This is a genomic window from Pseudomonas sp. W5-36 (assembly GCF_046540455.1).
In the GTDB taxonomy this organism is placed as follows: Bacteria; Pseudomonadota; Gammaproteobacteria; order Pseudomonadales; family Pseudomonadaceae; genus Aquipseudomonas; species Aquipseudomonas graminis_B.
Map to the genome: position 1 here is coordinate 200169 of NZ_JAXCIQ010000003.1, position 15394 is coordinate 215562.

Annotated in this window: 15 protein-coding genes; 10 read left to right on the top strand and 5 right to left on the bottom strand. The window is 60.0% G+C overall.

The annotated features are described in order from the left end of the window. Nucleotides 1-90: 90 nt before the first annotated feature. The 6 genes from SLW74_RS06795 (at nt 91) to SLW74_RS06820 (ending at nt 6941) form a co-directional block, all read left to right on the top strand. Nucleotides 91-1377, top strand: a complete 1287-nt coding sequence (locus tag SLW74_RS06795) for an ABC transporter substrate-binding protein (protein WP_065992042.1) — start codon at nt 91-93, stop codon at nt 1375-1377. A gap of 114 nt (nt 1378-1491) precedes the next feature. Continuing rightward, nucleotides 1492-2400: a carbohydrate ABC transporter permease gene (locus SLW74_RS06800; protein WP_037014845.1), complete on the top strand. Its 909-nt coding sequence runs from the start codon at nt 1492-1494 to the stop codon at nt 2398-2400. Then, nucleotides 2393-3238, top strand: coding sequence for a carbohydrate ABC transporter permease (locus SLW74_RS06805; protein ID WP_410928452.1), 846 nt, complete (start codon nt 2393-2395; stop codon nt 3236-3238). Before SLW74_RS06800 ends, SLW74_RS06805 begins: the two co-directional genes overlap by 8 nt. Nucleotides 3239-3240: 2 nt before the next feature. Next, nucleotides 3241-4404, top strand: coding sequence for an ABC transporter ATP-binding protein (locus SLW74_RS06810; RefSeq protein ID WP_192132702.1), 1164 nt, complete (start codon nt 3241-3243; stop codon nt 4402-4404). Between the two features lie 137 nt (nt 4405-4541). Beyond that, complete coding sequence (locus SLW74_RS06815; protein WP_065992048.1) at nt 4542-5897, top strand: carbohydrate porin; 1356 nt, start codon at nt 4542-4544, stop codon at nt 5895-5897. 168 nt (nt 5898-6065) lie between these two features. After that, nucleotides 6066-6941, top strand: a complete 876-nt coding sequence (locus SLW74_RS06820; RefSeq protein WP_065992050.1) for a D-hexose-6-phosphate mutarotase — start codon at nt 6066-6068, stop codon at nt 6939-6941. Nucleotides 6942-6981: 40 nt separating this feature from the next. Here the strand turns inward: SLW74_RS06820 and SLW74_RS06825 are convergent, their stop codons facing one another. Next, complete coding sequence (locus SLW74_RS06825) at nt 6982-7851, bottom strand: MurR/RpiR family transcriptional regulator (RefSeq protein ID WP_065992054.1); 870 nt, start codon at nt 7849-7851, stop codon at nt 6982-6984. A gap of 230 nt (nt 7852-8081) precedes the next feature. On the opposite strand from SLW74_RS06825, the gene zwf reads away from it, so the two are divergent. The 3 genes from zwf to SLW74_RS06840 are packed head-to-tail and all read left to right on the top strand — an operon-like array spanning nt 8082 to nt 10949. Further along, on the top strand, nt 8082-9551 hold the full coding sequence (gene zwf / locus SLW74_RS06830; protein ID WP_296306117.1) for a glucose-6-phosphate dehydrogenase: 1470 nt from the start codon (nt 8082-8084) through the stop codon (nt 9549-9551). Next, nucleotides 9538-10257, top strand: coding sequence for a 6-phosphogluconolactonase (gene pgl / locus SLW74_RS06835; protein ID WP_410928453.1), 720 nt, complete (start codon nt 9538-9540; stop codon nt 10255-10257). The genes zwf and pgl overlap by 14 nt, the downstream gene beginning before the upstream one ends. A 17-nt stretch (nt 10258-10274) precedes the next feature. Further along, nucleotides 10275-10949, top strand: a complete 675-nt coding sequence (locus SLW74_RS06840; RefSeq protein ID WP_065992060.1) for a bifunctional 4-hydroxy-2-oxoglutarate aldolase/2-dehydro-3-deoxy-phosphogluconate aldolase — start codon at nt 10275-10277, stop codon at nt 10947-10949. A 346-nt stretch (nt 10950-11295) separates the two neighbouring features. On the opposite strand, the gene SLW74_RS06845 is transcribed toward SLW74_RS06840, so the two are convergent. After that, nucleotides 11296-12501 (bottom strand): aminotransferase class V-fold PLP-dependent enzyme, encoded by a 1206-nt coding sequence (locus tag SLW74_RS06845; RefSeq protein ID WP_410928454.1) that lies wholly within the window; start codon nt 12499-12501, stop codon nt 11296-11298. Between the two features lie 28 nt (nt 12502-12529). After that, on the bottom strand, nt 12530-12793 hold the full coding sequence (locus tag SLW74_RS06850) for a DUF3820 family protein (RefSeq protein WP_410928455.1): 264 nt from the start codon (nt 12791-12793) through the stop codon (nt 12530-12532). 232 nt (nt 12794-13025) lie between these two features. Here SLW74_RS06850 and SLW74_RS06855 point away from each other — a divergent pair, with 232 nt between their 5' ends. Beyond that, on the top strand, nt 13026-13499 hold the full coding sequence (locus SLW74_RS06855) for a PA2169 family four-helix-bundle protein (protein ID WP_192132711.1): 474 nt from the start codon (nt 13026-13028) through the stop codon (nt 13497-13499). Nucleotides 13500-13541: 42 nt separating this feature from the next. Here the strand turns inward: SLW74_RS06855 and SLW74_RS06860 are convergent, their stop codons facing one another. Then, nucleotides 13542-15014, bottom strand: coding sequence for a diguanylate cyclase (locus SLW74_RS06860; protein ID WP_410928456.1), 1473 nt, complete (start codon nt 15012-15014; stop codon nt 13542-13544). Nucleotides 15015-15116: 102 nt separating this feature from the next. Next, a complete protein-coding gene (locus SLW74_RS06865) occupies nt 15117-15389 on the bottom strand; it encodes an HPr family phosphocarrier protein (RefSeq protein WP_065992070.1) in 273 nt (90 codons plus the stop codon). Nucleotides 15390-15394: the final 5 nt, after the last annotated feature.

The following is a 15394-nucleotide window of genomic DNA, read 5'->3' on the forward strand; positions in this document are numbered from 1 at the left end:
TTCGTTACCGTCCGCTCCGGGCCCTTGGTTAGAATCCACGCAGCGCAAGCGCCACGACTTGCACATGCATAACAACAAGAAAGGTCAGATATGAATTCGATTTCCCGTCTCGCTGCACTTATTTCCCTCGCCTCCTTGTTCCCTCTGAGCGCCATGGCGGCTGATGCCAAAGGCACGGTTGAAGTGGTGCACTGGTGGACGTCCGGTGGCGAAAAAGCCGCTGTTGATGTGCTCCGCGCGCAAGTTGAAAAAGACGGTTTCACCTGGAAAGACGGCGCTGTCGCAGGCGGCGGTGGTGCAACCGCTATGACCGTGCTCAAGAGCCGCGCCGTTGCTGGCAACCCGCCTGGCGTTGCCCAGATCAAAGGCCCGGACATTCAGGAATGGGCCTCCACTGGCCTGCTTGATACTGACGTGCTGAAAACCGTCTCCAAAGAGGAGAAATGGGACAGCCTGCTGGACAAGAAAGTCTCCGATACCGTGAAGTACGACGGTGATTACGTGGCCGTGCCGGTGAACATCCACCGCGTCAACTGGCTGTGGATCAACCCGGAAGTCTTCAAGAAAGCCGGTATCGAAAAAGCCCCTACCACCCTCGAAGAATTCTACGCAGCGGGCGACAAGCTCAAAGCGGCCGGCTTCATCCCTCTGGCCCACGGTGGCCAGCCTTGGCAGGACAGCACTGTTTTTGAAGCCGTCGTTCTGTCTGTCATGGGCGCCGATGGTTACAAGAAGGCACTGGTCGATCTCGACAACGCTGCGCTGACGGGCCCTGAAATGGTCAAGTCGCTGACTGAGCTGAAGAAAGTCGCGACCTACATGGATGCCGACGGTAAAGGCCAGGACTGGAACCTGGAAGCCGCCAAAGTCATCAACGGCAAGGCCGGCATGCAGATCATGGGTGACTGGGCCAAGAGTGAATGGACCGCCGCCAAGAAAGTCGCCGGCAAGGACTACGAGTGCGTAGCGTTCCCGGGCACCGACAAGGCGTTCACCTACAACATCGACTCCCTGGCAGTGTTCAAGCAGAAAGACGCGGGCACTGCTGCCGGTCAGCAGGACATCGCCAAGGTCGTGTTGGGTGAAAACTTCCAGAAAGTCTTCAGCATCAACAAAGGCTCGATCCCTGTTCGCAACGACATGCTGGCTGACATGGGCAAGTACGGTTTCGACTCGTGCGCCCAGACCGCTGCCAAGGACTTCCTGGCTGACGCCAAAACCGGCGGCCTGCAGCCAAGCATGGCGCACAACATGGCCACTACGCTGGCCGTTCAGGGTGCCTTCTTTGACGTCGTGACCAACTTCATCAACGACCCGAAAGCCGATCCGGCCGACGCGGCGAAGAAGCTGGGCGCTGCGATCAAGTCTGCCAAATAAAGGCCAGCGACTAGCGGCAAGCTGCAAGTCTCAAGCTGATCGATGATTGGCTTCTGACTTGCAGCTTGAGGCTTGCGACTTGCGGCCGCTTTCACTTTTTATTGGATTTTCACCATGAGTTCTGTTGCTGTGTTCAGCAAAGCCTCGCCGTTTGATGCACTGCAGCGCTGGCTACCCAAACTGGTGCTGGCGCCCAGCATGTTCATCGTATTGGTGGGCTTCTACGGCTATATCCTGTGGACGTTCGTTCTGTCGTTCACCAACTCGACTTTTTTGCCGACCTACAAATTTGTGGGTCTGGCGCAATACGCGCGGTTGTTCGACAACGACCGCTGGTGGGTAGCGAGCAAAAACCTCGCGGTGTTCGGTGGCATGTTCATCGGTATCAGCATGGTGGTGGGCGTGCTGTTGGCGGTCTTTCTGGACCAGCGCATCCGCCGCGAAGGCTTTATCCGCACCATTTATCTGTACCCGATGGCGCTCTCGATGATCGTCACCGGTACGGCCTGGAAATGGCTGCTCAACCCGGGCATGGGCCTGGACAAACTGTTGCGTGACTGGGGCTGGGAAGGCTTTCGCCTGGACTGGCTGATCGATCCGGACCGAGTTGTGTACTGCCTGGTGATCGCTGCCGTATGGCAGGCGTCGGGCTTCATCATGGCGATGTTCCTGGCGGGCCTTCGCGGCGTCGACCAGTCGATCATCCGCGCCGCGCAGATCGACGGTGCGAGCATGCCGAAAATCTACTGGAAGGTTGTGCTGCCAAGCCTGCGTCCGGTGTTCTTCAGTGCGGTCATGATTCTGGCGCACATCGCCATCAAGAGCTTCGACCTGGTCGCTGCCATGACGGCCGGTGGCCCGGGCTATTCATCCGACCTGCCGGCAATGTTCATGTACTCGTTCACCTTCAGCCGTGGCCAGATGGGCATGGGTTCGGCCAGTGCGATTCTGATGCTGGGCGCGATTCTCGCCATCCTTGTGCCTTATCTGTATTCCGAGCTGAGGGCCAAGCGCAATGACTAGTCTCGCCAACAAGCCCGCCCTCAGCCTGAGCCGCGTCGCCATTTATGCGGTGCTGATCGTTGCCGTATTGCTTTATCTGGTGCCGCTGGTGGTCATGCTGTTGACCAGCTTCAAATCGCCGGAGGATATCGGCAGCGGCAACCTGCTCAGCTGGCCGACCGAAGTAACAGCCATCGGCTGGGTCAAGGCCTGGGCGACGGTAAAAGGTTATTTCTGGAACTCGTTCCTGATCACCGTTCCCGCGGTGCTGATTTCCACCACCATTGGTGCGCTGAACGGCTACGTGCTGTCGATGTGGCGTTTCCGCGGTTCGCAGCTGTTCTTCGGCCTGCTGCTGTTCGGCTGCTTCCTGCCGTTCCAGACCGTCCTGCTGCCTGCGTCTTTCACCCTCGGCAAGATGGGCCTGGCCAATACCACGACGGGGCTGGTGTTCATTCACGTTGTCTACGGTCTGGCGTTCACCACACTGTTCTTCCGCAATTACTACGTCAGCATCCCAGAAGCACTGGTGAAGGCTGCACGTCTTGACGGTGCCGGCTTCTTCACCATCTTCCGTCGGATCATTCTGCCGATGTCGACGCCGATCATCATGGTCTGCCTGATCTGGCAATTCACTCAGATCTGGAACGACTTCCTGTTCGGTGTGGTGTTCTCCAGTGGTGATTCGCAGCCGATCACGGTCGCGCTGAACAACCTGGTCAATACCAGTACGGGCGCCAAGGAATACAACGTTGATATGGCGGCGGCGATGATCGCCGGTCTGCCGACCCTGCTGGTCTACGTGGTCGCAGGCAAGTATTTCGTGCGCGGGCTGACGGCCGGCGCAGTCAAGGGGTAATCATGGCAACGCTTGAACTACGCAATGTAAACAAGACTTACGGGGCCGGTCTGCCGGACACCCTGAAGAACATCGAACTCTCCATCAAAGAAGGCGAGTTCCTGATTCTGGTCGGCCCTTCGGGCTGCGGTAAGTCGACCCTGATGAACTGCATCGCCGGGCTGGAAAACATTACTGGCGGCGCGATCATGATCGGTGATCAGGACGTCAGCGGCATGAGCCCGAAGGATCGCGACATCGCGATGGTGTTCCAGTCCTACGCCCTGTACCCGACCATGAGCGTGCGCGAGAACATCGAATTCGGGCTGAAGATTCGCAAGATGCCTCAGGCTGACATCGATGCGGAAGTGGCGCGGGTCGCCAAGCTGCTGCAGATCGAACACCTGCTCAACCGCAAACCGGGGCAATTGTCCGGTGGTCAGCAACAACGTGTGGCCATGGGCCGGGCGCTGGCCCGTCGTCCCAAGATCTACCTGTTCGACGAGCCGCTCTCCAACCTCGACGCCAAACTGCGCGTTGAGATGCGGACCGAAATGAAGCTGATGCACCAGCGCCTTAAGACCACTACGGTTTACGTGACCCACGACCAGATCGAAGCAATGACCCTGGGCGACAAAGTGGCGGTCATGAAGGACGGCATCATTCAGCAGTTCGGCACGCCGAAGCAGATCTACAACGATCCGGCCAACCTGTTCGTGGCGAGCTTCATCGGCTCGCCGCCAATGAACTTCATCCCGCTGCGCCTGCAGCGCAAGGACGGTCGCCTCGTCGCACTGCTGGACAGCGGTCAGGCCCGCTGCGAGCTGCCGATGAGCATGAACGACGCCGGTCTCGAGGACCGTGAGGTGATTCTGGGCCTGCGTCCCGAGCAGATCGTGCTAGCGTCCGGTGATGCTGCAGGTCTTCTGCCGACGATTCGCGCTGAAGTCCAGGTGACCGAGCCCACTGGCCCGGATACGCTGGTATTCGTTACCCTCAACGAGAGCAAGGTCTGCTGCCGTCTGGCGCCGGATATTGCACCTGCTGTGGGCGAGACCTTGACGCTGCAGTTCGATCCGGCGAAGGTTCTGCTGTTCGACGCGAAAACCGGCGAGCGCCTGGGCGTGCTGGCACCGAGTCAGTCGGTGGAGAGCATGGGAAATGTCACGCGGCTCAACCGCAGCTGATCCCGACGTGCAGGAGCACTGCACAAACGAGCACCTGTGACGGGTGGATGTCTGCCGTACAAAACCCGTCATGCACACGATGTACGTGGTTACAACGCTGTTCAAAAGCTAATAACAATAAAACGAGGATCCAAGGGATGAAAAAGGTACGTAACAAGTCGCTTAACCAGTTTCAGCTGATCGGTGGGTTGTCTGTCCTGAGCGCGTTGACGGTTTCCGGAACGGCGTTTGCAATGGAGCCCTTCAAAGCCAGCGAGCACATGACCGGTGACTGGGGTGGTCTGCGTCAAGAGCTGTACGACAAGGGTTACGACTTCCCGATCGAGTACGTGGGCGAAGCCGCCTCCAACCTCAACGGTGGTTATAACGACGACCGGACCGGCCGCTACAGCGACCAGTTTGCGTTTGGCGTTCAGATGGACCTGCAAAAAATCCTAGGCTGGCACGACGCAGAGTTCAAGCTCGCGATCACCGAGCGTAGTGGCAACAACATCTCCAACGACCGTATCGGCGATCCGCGTGCCGGCACGCTCAGTTCCTCCCAGGAAGTCTGGGGCCGTGGCCAGACCTGGCGTCTGACCCAGATGTGGGTCAAGCAGAAGTACTTCGACGGCAAGCTCGACATCAAGGTCGGCCGTTTCGGCGAAGGCGAAGACTTCAACAGCTTCCCTTGCGACTTCCAGAACCTTTCGTTCTGCGGCTCGCAGGTCGGTAACTACGTCAACACCTGGTACAACTGGCCTGTCAGCCAGTGGGCTGCACGCGTGAAGTACAACATCACGCCTGAGTTGTTCGCCCAGATCGGCGTCTACGAGCAGAACCCTTCGTACCTCGAAACCGGCAACAGCTTCAAACTCAGCGGCAGCGGCTCGAAAGGCACCGTCGTACCGGTTGAAGTGGTGTGGTCGCCAAACGTCAACTCGCTGCCCGGCGAATACCGTCTGGGCTACTACGTGAGCAACCCGAGCGCCGACGATCTCTACGAGAACGAGAACGGTCAGCCTCAGGCAATCGCTGGCGGTGACTTCAAGTCCCACAAAGACAAGCACGGCTGGTGGGTCGTGGCTCAGCAACAGCTGACCGCTCACAACGGCGACGCATCCCGCGGTCTGAGCATTTTCGCCAACGCGACGGTGCATGACAAAGCCACCAACTTCGTCGACAACTACCAGCAGGTCGGCTTCGTCTACAAAGGCCCGTTCGATGCACGTCCGAAGGATGACATCGGTATCGGCGTCGCGCGTATCCACGTGAACGATGATGCCCAGGACAACCGTCGTCTGGTCAACGCCGTCAACGGTATCGAAGACTACGACAACCCAGGCTACCTGCCGATCCAGAAGACCGAATACAACTCGGAAATCTACTACGGCGTGCACGTCACCGACTGGCTGACCGTGCGTCCCAACCTGCAGTACGTGAAGAGCCCGGGCGGTGTGGACGACGTCCAGAACGCGCTGGTTGCCGGCATCAAGATTCAATCGAAGTTCTAACTTAAAGCGGACGCTCCTCCGCGCTCCACAAACGATCAAGGGTCGTGTGTGCTTTACGGGCAGCCTGGCTGCCCGTTTTTTTTCCGCTATTTATTCCGCAGCAATGGCTTCGCATTCGGAGCATTTTTTCTCGCGTGACGAGTGACCGCTATCTGGAGCGCTACAACGATGCCCTTCAGGGATCCCGGCTCAACCGAGCATCCTCTCCAGCGTTTCTTCACCTCGGTGCGACCGCAACCGACCTTTCAGTGGGAACGCTACCAACAGCGTGATGTGCTGGTGATCAATCATGCGCAGTGTCAGGCCGTGTTTAGCCGGCAGGGCGCTCAGCTTTTGCATTTCGAACCTGCCGGGCAGAGACCCTGGCTGTGGTGCGCCGCGCACTGGCCTCTGGTCGGCGCGATCCGCGGCGGCGTGCCGGTCAGTTGGCCCTGGGTCGGGCGTCATCCCGGCGAGAGCGGCTGGCCGGCCAATGGCTGGGGTCGGCTGCTTGACTGGAAGCTGGTCGAAAGCCACGAGCACGAGGCGGGCGTGACATTGCGCTGGCAACTCAAGCTGTGGGACTGGCAGGCGGATCTCTACGCCGAGCTCGGCCAAGCGATGGACCTGCGCCTTGAAACGCGGCACGACGACAGCGAGCCTTGTCACTTCGGCCATGGCTTGCACGCCTACTGGCGCATCAGCGATGTGGCGGACGTCGCGTTGCGTGGGCTCGATGGTGCGCACGGCTATGACGAACTCAGCCGCAGCGCCTGCGAGCAGCGGGGCGAGCTGCGGGTACAGGGCAGTTGTCAGCGGGTGTTCGAGCACGCCGGCATGCTTGAGTTGCAGGACGACGCCTGGCAGCGGCGTTTGAACATCGACACCGGCGACAGCGACAGCACGGTGGTCTGGCACCCGGGCAACCGACCGTTGCTGGGCGTGGGTGGCGATGAAGCCATGGGTTTTTTGCGGGTCGAGGCGGCGTCAGGTGTGGATGATTGCCTGAGCCTGGCCCCCGGGCAGCACGCCAGTTTGAGCCTGCAGGCCAGTCTGGTTCACTGACCTGTCCCGACGCCTGTCTTGACAGGGTCCCGTCCGTCGATCAGTTCAATTCATCGTCCGCCGGATAACGGCTCGCGTTCAGGCTTTCCTTGATCTTGCGCAGGTGCGGCTGGAAATCGACGCCCCGACGCAGGGTCATGCCGGTCGCCAGCACATCCAGCACTGTCAGTTGGACGATCCGCGAGGTCATCGGCATATAGATGTCGGTATCTTCCGGCAGCGGAATGTTCAGGCTCAGCGTGCTGGCTTTTGCCAGTGGCGAGTCGGCAGCGGTCAGTCCCAGCACCGACGCGCCATTTTCACGGGCGATGCGCGCCACTTCCACCAGCTCGCGGGTGCGTCCGGTGTAGGAAATGATCACGAACAGCTCGCCGGTGTGGGCCACCGAGGCCAGCATGCGCTGCACCAGCACGTCGGCGTGGGCCGTAACGGCGAGATTGAAACGGAAGAATTTATGCTGCGCGTCCAGTGCCACCGGCGCCGAAGCCCCGAGGCCGAAGAAGTGAATCTGCCGCGCCTGAATCAACAAGTCGACCGCTTTGCTGATCAGGTTGGGGTCAAGCACCTGGCACACGCTGTCGAGGGACGCGATGGCACTGCCGAAAATCTTGCGGGTGTAGGCCTCCGGGTTGTCATCGGCTTCCACCGCGCGGCTGACGTAGGCGGCGCCGCTGGCCAGGCTCTGGGCCAGTTGCAGTTTCAGCTCCGGGTAGCCGCTGACATCGAATGAGCGGCAGAAGCGGTTGACCGTCGGCTCACTGACCTTGGCGGCCTGGGCCAGCGCAGCGATGCTGAACCGGGTGGCCTGCTGCGGATTGCTCAGAATCGCCTCGGCGACCTTGCGCTCGGCCTTGTTCAGCTCTTCCAGACGACTCTGGATCTGCTCCAGAAGATTGCGTACGCGGTCCATTGTTTGTCCTTCTGATGAAACGTCGACAGGCGGGTGAACAGGCCTTTATTTGAAGAGTGGGAATTGGGCCTTTAGCCTGTCGCAAAGGTGGCCTATCGTACTGAGGGCCTGTGGTGATCACCACTCTAATGTGGTTCTAGTGGGAATGTTGTGGTTATTACTACATTCGGCCTTGAGTAACGCCTTTAAAAAAGGTATTTGTAGCTTAACTTGATAAAAGAACCAACATTATGCTCTCGATTACGGTTGAACCGTGCACTTTTGCGTTGTTTGGCGCCTTGGGTGACCTGGCGGTACGCAAACTGTTTCCTGCGTTGTACCAGCTTGATCGAGCTGGACTGCTGCATGCCGAGACCCGAATTATTGCGTTGGCCCGTGAGCCGGGAACTCCTGAGGAGCACCTGGCCTACATTGATAAAAGCCTGCGTCGCTTCGTCCCCGAGGCGCAGCTTGAGACCGAGCACGTGGAGCGTTTTCAGGCCCGCCTGAGTTACCTGCACGTGGACTTCCTCAAGGGCGAAGATTACGTCGCGCTCGCCGAAGCCGTGGGCGACGCGCCGACCATGATTGCCTACTTCGCGACCCCGGCGTCGGTCTACGGCGCCATCTGCGAAAACCTCGCGCTGGTCGGCCTTACCGATCGCACCCGGGCGGTGCTGGAAAAACCCATCGGCCATGACCTCGCGTCGTCCCGTCGCGTCAATGACGCCGTTGCCAGGTTCCTGCCTGAAACCCGCATCTACCGGATCGACCATTACCTGGGCAAGGACACGGTGCAGAACCTCATTGCCCTGCGTTTTGCCAACAGCCTGTTCGAGACGCAGTGGAACCAGAACCACATCTCCCATGTGGAAATCACCGTGGCAGAGAAGGTCGGCATCGAAGGGCGTTGGGGCTATTTCGACCAGGCCGGTCAACTGCGCGACATGATCCAGAATCACCTGCTGCAGCTGCTGTGCCTGATCGCGATGGACCCGCCCAGCGACCTGTCGGCCGACAGCATCCGTGACGAGAAGGTGAAAGTGCTCAAGGCACTGGCGCCGTTCACGCCGGAGCGTCTGGCCACCCAGGTGGTGCGCGGTCAATACATCGCCGGTTACAGCGACGGCAAGCCGGTGCCGGGTTATCTGGAGGAAGAAAACTCCAACACCCAGAGCGACACTGAGACGTTCGTCGCCATTCGTGCCGACATCCGTAACTGGCGTTGGTCGGGCGTGCCGTTCTATTTGCGGACCGGCAAGCGCATGCCGCAGAAGCTGTCGCAGATCGTGATCCACTTCAAAGAGCCGCCGCATTACATCTTTGCGCCCGAGCAGCGCTTGCAGATCAGCAACCGCCTGATCATCCGCCTGCAGCCCGATGAAGGCATCTCGCTGCAAGTGATGACCAAGGATCAGGGCCTGGACAAAGGCATGCAGCTACGCAGCAACCCTTTGCAACTGAGCTTCTCCGACGCCTACCGCAGCGCCCGTGTGCCGGACGCCTACGAGCGGTTGTTGCTGGAGGTCATGCGTGGCAATCAGAACCTGTTTGTGCGCAAAGACGAAATCGAATACGCCTGGCAATGGTGCGACCAGTTGATCGCTGGCTGGAAAAAGGCGGGCGATGCGCCCAAGCCTTACCCGGCCGGTTCCTGGGGGCCGATGAGCTCCATTGCTCTTATTACGCGTGACGGGAGGTCCTGGTATGGCGATATGTGAACTTGAATTTCCGGCCGGTCTGAAGGCCCACGAATTCGATAACCCTGAAGTGCTGGCGAACGCGCTGGCCGATCAGGTGGCCGAACGTCTGACGGCGGCAATTTCCAGCAACCTTCACGGCACGGCCACGTTGGTGGTGTCGGGCGGCAAAAGCCCGGTGGCGTTCTTCAAGGCGCTGGCGCAGAAGCCGCTCGAGTGGTCGAAAGTCTGCGTGAGTCTGGCTGACGAGCGCTGGGTGCCGACCGAGCACGCCGACAGCAACGAAGGCCTGCTCAAGCGTTTTCTGCTTCAGGGCCCGGCGGCCGAGGCTGGGTTCTTCAGCCTGTACCGTGCGACCACCACAGTGGATGAGGCCGCAGCTGCAACGGACGAGGCGCTCAAGGCGCTGCCGAAGATCGACGTGCTGATTCTGGGCATGGGTGACGACGGGCATACCGCGTCGCTGTTCCCCGACAGCCCGCATCTGAAGGAAGCGCTGGACCTCAACAGCGACCGTCGTTGCCTGCCCATGCTCGCACCGACCGTTCCTCATCAGCGCCTGACCCTGACGCGTCCGGTGCTGGCGTGCGCAGCGACCACCATCCTGTCCGTCTCCGGTCAGGCCAAACTCGACACATTGCGCTCGGCACTGGCAGGCGATGACCTTGCCGAAATGCCGGTACGCGCGTTCCTCAACCCGTCCTTAGAGATCTACTGGTGCCCATAAGCAAAGGATCAGCCGCCATGGAAAATACCCAAGTGAAACAGCCGTTGAATAGCATGGCGAGCAAGATTGCCCAGATCGACGCACTCTGCGCGAAAGCAAAGATTCTGCCGGTCATTACCATCGCCCGCGAACAGGATGTCCTGCCGCTGGCCGATGCCCTGGCCGCGGGTGGCCTGAACGCGCTGGAAATCACCCTGCGCTCGGAGTTCGGCCTCAAAGCTATCCGCATGCTGCGTGATGCGCGGCCTGAGCTGAGCGTTGGCGCCGGCACCATTCTCGACCGCCACATGCTCAAGGCGGCGGAGGAGGCGGGTTCACAGTTCATCGTCACCCCGGGCAGCACTCAGGATCTGCTGGAAGCTGCCGCACTGAGTGAATTGCCGCTGCTGCCAGGCATCAGCAGCGCGTCGGAAATCATGATCGGTTACGCGCTGGGTTATCGTCGCTTCAAGCTGTTTCCGGCGGAAATCAGTGGCGGTGTCGGTGCAATCAAGGCACTGGGCGGTCCATTCCCGGAAGTGCGTTTCTGCCCCACCGGCGGTGTCAGTGCGGCCAACCTGAAAAACTACATGGCGCTGCCCAACGTGATGTGCGTCGGCGGCACCTGGATGATCGATAACGCGTGGGTGAAGAACGGCGACTGGCAGCGGATTACCGACGCCACTGCCGAAGCCATCGCGTTGTTCGACTGAGTCTGGATTCGCCGGTTCAGGCGCACGTTTGGACAGCCCCCGTTCAACTGGGGGCTGGTCTACTGCTGAGCATGATCCGTTTATAGCGTCCCGCGGGGCGTTGCTGCAGAAGTCGTTGTTGCATGGCTTTTTTACGGTGTTCCTTGGTCGGGAACGCCGTTTTTTTTTTGCGTCGTTTACACGCAATACATATGTACCGCACAGGCAGCGGCGGGAGCGCTTATCTTTGCCGCTCCTTTGTAGTTCGTTTCTCGATGGATTTACGGCGCCTTCGTCATGAAGGCGCCGTCTTTTTTCCACGATCCTGTCAGGGGCGTTGATCCCGGTGCAGCCTATAGAGCAGGGCTCACGCCAATGCGCGAAGTGCCGCGACCAGCTGTTCAACGTCCTTTGCCGACGTGGTGAATCCCGGCGTGATGCGAATGCACGTCCCGCAGGCCGAGCCTTCCCGCGTTACTGCAAAAATGCCGTGTTCATCGAGCAGGCGCTTGACCATGAGTTCCTGATCTGCGTGACGGATGAACCGAAATGACGTGATCCCGCAATACAGTCGCGGGTCGTCCGGCGTCAGCACCTCGATGCCTTCGATACTGCGCGCCTGAGTGACCCACAGGTCTCGCAGATACGCCAAACGTGCACCCTTGGCCGGTGCGCCCCCCATGGCGCGATGCTCGGCGAACACTTTGGGCAGGGTCATCAGGGCGGGGATGTTCGGCGTCCCGTAGGGCACGCGGCCGAGGATGTCGTCCGCACCGTAGCGCTCGTCTGCCATGTCGGGGTCGATGGCGCTCAGGCGTTCCTGCTTCACGTAAATAAAGCCCAGGCTCAGCGGCGCGCCTATCCATTTCTGCAGGTTGAAGCCGGCGAACGACACGCCAAGGTCAGCAAGCTCGAAATCCAGCAGGCCCAGGGCATGGGCGCCATCCAGAATGACTTCGATGCCGTGAGCCTTGGCCAGCTCGGCGATGGCCTTCACCGGCATCACCAGCCCGGTTCGGTGGGTGACGTACGTCAGCGCCACCAGTTTGAGCCGTGGGTGTGCAGCAAACGCCTCGCGGTAGGTCTGCAGCAGCCCTTCGTGGCTCGCGGGATGCTGGTGAGTGACTTCGATCACCTCAACGCCACGGTTCTTCGCCAGCCAGCGCATGCCGGTCTGGACGCTGTTGTAATCCAGGTCGCTGATCAGCACCTGATCGCCTGCCACAAGGCCGTTGTAGTTGCGAATCAGCGCTTGCACCGACTCCGACGCGGAGCGGGTGAGGGCCACTTCGCGGGCCGGCACGTTCAGCAGATCGGCGAGGTCGGCGCGGATGATCTCGCTGTCTTCGGTATCGAACTTCTGCCGCACGTAGACCGAGTTGCTGCGATTGACGTACGCCAGGTTCTGCTCGTAATCCTTGAGTGCTGCGCGGGTCATGCGGCCGAAATAGCCGTATTCGAAATTCACCGGCCCCGGTTCGACGTCGTACTGCGCCGCGACCTGCTGCCAGAACGCTTCGTCCCGAGCCTGTTCATCCGCCCATTCCGTTATTGCGTATGCAGTGCTGTTCATCCGGCGGCTCGCTTTTATCAATGGATGTTTAGTTGAAGCGTATGGGTGTTTTCGACGGGCCCGGCCGCAGCGGTTCGCGAGGGCGGGTGCGCAGAGGATCCAGCAGCGCCGACAGGCCGTTGTGATCAATCTCGTGCATCAGTGCCAGCAGGCTGCCCAACTCGCCTGCCGGGAAACCCTTTCGAGCAAACCAGTTCAGGTAATCGCCCGGCAGGTCCGCCAGCAGTCTCCCCTGATACTTGCCGAACGGTATTTCGCGAGTCACCAACAGTTTGAGTTTTTCCGGGTTCATCCAAAAGCCGCTTATCCGTTCGAGTGAACTCAGACGATACGTGCATTCTGCAACTACGCAAACACACAGATCATGCAGAAAGCGCGGATGAACTGTCCCTTGATATTCCTAAGCTATTGAAAAATAACGCTATTTATTATCGGCAAAAGCTGGCACGCACAGTGCAATATTCCTTCTATCGAGTGTTTCGTTAAACAGACCTTTGATAAACCTGCCAAAAAGGAACCGCAAAATGTCGGATATCAACAAAGAAGCCATCTCTATCCTGAATGACTTGATCGAGACCAGCATTGACGGTGAGAAAGGTTTTCACACTGCTGCTGAAGACGCCAAGAACCCGGAAATCAAGGCCTACCTGCTCTCCCGTTCTTCTGGCTGCAAGACGTCGGTTGCCGAGCTTCAAGCTGAAGTACGTGCACTGGGCGGCGATCCAGAAGATTCCTCCAGCATCGCTGGCGGCGCACACCGCCTGTGGGTCAACCTGAAAAGCGCGTTGAGCGGCAAGAACGACGAAGCGGTCCTGAACGAAGTCGAAAGCGGTGAAGACCACGCGCTGAAGGCTTACAAAAAGGCTGCCCAGGAAGCTACCGAGAAGAACTTGCCAGTTAACGTCACTACCCTGATCCAGCGTCAGCTGCAGGGTGTGCAAGCGAACCACGACAAGGTTAAAGCCCTGCGTGACACCGTTCGTGCTGCCAACAAGTAATTCGCGGTAACGTCGAAAAACGCCAGCCAGTCTGGCGTTTTTTTATGCCTGCGATTCGGCAGAGGGCGCTACATAGGGTTCGAATTCCACGCGGTTCCTGCCTTGTTTCTTGGCCCGGTACAGGGCCCGGTCCGCGGCGTGAAACAGCGGCTCGGGCAGATCGTGGGTCGCCGGCAGGTGCGTGGCCACGCCGATGCTGACGGTGATGGGCACTGTGTCCTCGGCGAAAGGCGGAAGTGCTTCTATCGCCAGACGCAGCTTTTCCGCGATCACACAGGCACCTGCCTTGTCGGTTTCCGGGAGCACCACCATGAACTCCTCACCGCCATAGCGCGCGGCGAGGTCACCCGGCCTGCGGATGCTGGCGGTCAGGGTCTGGGCAACGCTGCGTAATGCGACGTCGCCGCCATGATGCCCGTGTCGATCGTTGAAGGCCTTGAAGTGATCCACATCAATCATCAGGAGTGCCAAAGGCCTTTCCGAACGCATGCCCCGCGCCCATTCCTGCTTGAGCACCTGATCCAGCCTGCGCCGGTTGGCCAGGCCGGTCAGCCCATCTGTGGCCGCCAGCCCGGCCAGTTCACGCTCGGCGTTCTGGCGCAGGCGCAGTTGGCGGCCCAACAGCCAGGACAGCGAGAGGATCCCGAGGCACAGCAAACCGGTCGCGCTTGCCACCAGCAGCGCGTTGCGTTTCCACAGCGCGTAGACGTCGTCCCGGGATTGAGCGACCACGACGATCAATGGCAAGTCACCCACCCGTGAGAAGGTGTAAAGCCGCTCAGCACCGTCGAGTTCGGATATCGCCGCAAAGCTGCCGTTGACCTCCCTCAGAATGCGTTTGAAGTTGGGCCGCATGCTGAAGTTCTGGCCGATGAAGGTCCGGTTGTTGTCGTCGGGTTGCCGGGCGAGCATCACGCCATCCGCGCTGAGCAGGTTGACGGTGCTGGTGGGACCGATGTCCAGCGTGCGAAACAGTTGATCGAAGTACGACAGGCGCATTGATGCACTGGCAATGCCGACGAACTGGCCGTTGGCGGAGGGGAGACGGCGACTGAAACTGATGCACAGGTCCTTGAAGCCCCAGCGCGAAAGGAAGGGCCCGTCGACCACCAGCGCCAGTGAGCCGCTGCCCCGGTGTTTCTGAAAGCCTGGCCGGTCTGAGAAGTTGTCCAGCCGAGGCGTCAGCGAGGTGGAGTCGGCGACGATGCGCCCGGTGTCATCCAGCAGCACCACATCGCCCTTGAAGGGCGCCGCCGTGGCCCGGTCGAAGAGCACCAGCTGACGCAATTCCGGAGAGATCGTCATGACATCGGGCCGTCGCCAGGCCGCGATCAGGCCCAATAGGGAGGTGTCATACAGCTCGGCATTGCGCTGCACGTCAGCGTCGATCAACTGCACCACATTGTTTGCCGAGCGCACAGCGGCTTCGTTGGCCGTCCCCAGCTCCCGAAACAGCAACCAGGTCACGATGGCGAGTATGGCGGCCACCGCCACGGCGCTGCCCAGCATCAGCATCTTCTCGGAACCGGATCTGATCCCTCGTGAGAATGGAGGCTTGGCTGTCAGTGGCATCGATCATCTCTGACGGGGAAATGGAGGCGTCGTGCGGCGGTAGGCTTATTCGCCTTCGTCAAACTTGTTGTTGATCAGTTCCACCAGCCCCGCCAGCGCCGCATCGGCTTCTTCACCTTCGGTGGCCAGGTGGATCAGGGTGCCCTTACCGGCAGCCAGCATCATGACGGCCATGATGCTTTTGCCATCGACCATGGTTTCCGGGGTGCGGCCGACCCTGATCTGACACGGGTACTTGCCGGCAACACCCACGAACTTGGCGGCGGCCCGGGCGTGCAGACCCAGCTTGTTGATGATGGTGATTTCTAGAGCGGGCATCGCGA

Excerpts from the sequence above, each read along its gene's own strand:
- SLW74_RS06805 (WP_410928452.1), top strand. The coding sequence starts at position 2,393 with ATGACTAGTCTCGCCAACAAGCCCGCCCTCAGCCTGAGCCGCGTCGCC.
- pgl (WP_410928453.1), top strand. The coding sequence starts at position 9,538 with ATGGCGATATGTGAACTTGAATTTCCGGCCGGTCTGAAGGCCCACGAA.
- SLW74_RS06795 (WP_065992042.1), top strand. The coding sequence starts at position 91 with ATGAATTCGATTTCCCGTCTCGCTGCACTTATTTCCCTCGCCTCCTTG.
- zwf (WP_296306117.1), top strand. The coding sequence starts at position 8,082 with ATGCTCTCGATTACGGTTGAACCGTGCACTTTTGCGTTGTTTGGCGCC.
- SLW74_RS06820 (WP_065992050.1), top strand. The coding sequence starts at position 6,066 with ATGCCCTTCAGGGATCCCGGCTCAACCGAGCATCCTCTCCAGCGTTTC.
- SLW74_RS06855 (WP_192132711.1), top strand. The coding sequence starts at position 13,026 with ATGTCGGATATCAACAAAGAAGCCATCTCTATCCTGAATGACTTGATC.
- SLW74_RS06840 (WP_065992060.1), top strand. The coding sequence starts at position 10,275 with ATGGAAAATACCCAAGTGAAACAGCCGTTGAATAGCATGGCGAGCAAG.
- SLW74_RS06845 (WP_410928454.1), bottom strand. The coding sequence starts at position 12,501 with ATGAACAGCACTGCATACGCAATAACGGAATGGGCGGATGAACAGGCT.
- SLW74_RS06815 (WP_065992048.1), top strand. The coding sequence starts at position 4,542 with ATGAAAAAGGTACGTAACAAGTCGCTTAACCAGTTTCAGCTGATCGGT.
- SLW74_RS06865 (WP_065992070.1), bottom strand. The coding sequence starts at position 15,389 with ATGCCCGCTCTAGAAATCACCATCATCAACAAGCTGGGTCTGCACGCC.
- SLW74_RS06825 (WP_065992054.1), bottom strand. The coding sequence starts at position 7,851 with ATGGACCGCGTACGCAATCTTCTGGAGCAGATCCAGAGTCGTCTGGAA.
- SLW74_RS06810 (WP_192132702.1), top strand. The coding sequence starts at position 3,241 with ATGGCAACGCTTGAACTACGCAATGTAAACAAGACTTACGGGGCCGGT.
- SLW74_RS06860 (WP_410928456.1), bottom strand. The coding sequence starts at position 15,014 with ATGCTGATGCTGGGCAGCGCCGTGGCGGTGGCCGCCATACTCGCCATC.
- SLW74_RS06850 (WP_410928455.1), bottom strand. The coding sequence starts at position 12,793 with ATGAACCCGGAAAAACTCAAACTGTTGGTGACTCGCGAAATACCGTTC.
- SLW74_RS06800 (WP_037014845.1), top strand. The coding sequence starts at position 1,492 with ATGAGTTCTGTTGCTGTGTTCAGCAAAGCCTCGCCGTTTGATGCACTG.